The following is a 790-nucleotide window of genomic DNA, read 5'->3' on the forward strand; positions in this document are numbered from 1 at the left end:
AAAAGCCTTATTCCTGCTGATTTCTGTCCACTCGCCAAAAAATTTTCCGTTTGGCGTGATATATCATCATGTAACGGGTATATATCCTAATCGTTATCCTTAATGGTAAGTCCTTGAATGCTAACTTATTGATTATTCCCTGTTCATGGTACCCTTCCCTATTGATTTAAGCCTATTAAGAGGATAAGCCTCTAAGAAGGGGTCTATGGGAAATATTCCCACCCCCCTTATTAGAGGCTTAGCCTTTATGGGTGGTTTGACGCCAGTCAACACCACCCTCCCTATTATTAAAATCATTAGGGAATCATAACCCCAGTAATATCAAGGGTTTGCTATAAATTTAGATTCCAATTCCCAAATAAAAATACCATTTCCAGCTATAGTATGTAATAAAAATATTATTAGCTTAGGATGATACCTGCCTACGAACAAAAACTGCTAACTGGTCACCTTCTTTATAGCCATTGTAGTTTAACACTAGCTCATAACGGTCTCGATCATTGTTATAGTTCGATGCGTTAGCTTTTACAGAACTTAACAACTTATCTTCTAAAGACCAAAGTTCTAATGTAAACTCAGGGATACGAAGGTTGGCGTTATAATAAACATTTACGTGGAAACCATCGTTTTCCTTTTCTACCTCCGTTGGTAGATTAGAAAGAGAATCATCTACCTTTTCTACCCCTTCTAATGATTTGTCTGATTTATCTTCTATTGTGGTTTTATTAGAAGGTTCTTTGGTAGACTGTTTGTCTACGGTTTGATTTTTATCTTCATTTGTAAGTGCTGA

General features: G+C 36.3%; 1 protein-coding gene. It reads right to left on the bottom strand.

The features are described 5' to 3' along the window. Positions 1-406 precede the first annotated feature (406 nt). The coding region (locus BAZO_RS00010) for a hypothetical protein (protein WP_003329153.1) at positions 407-790 on the bottom strand (384 nt) is incomplete at its 5' end.

The sequence above is a fragment of the Schinkia azotoformans LMG 9581 genome, from assembly GCF_000307855.1.
In the GTDB taxonomy this organism is placed as follows: domain Bacteria; phylum Bacillota; class Bacilli; order Bacillales; family Bacillaceae_J; genus Schinkia; species Schinkia azotoformans.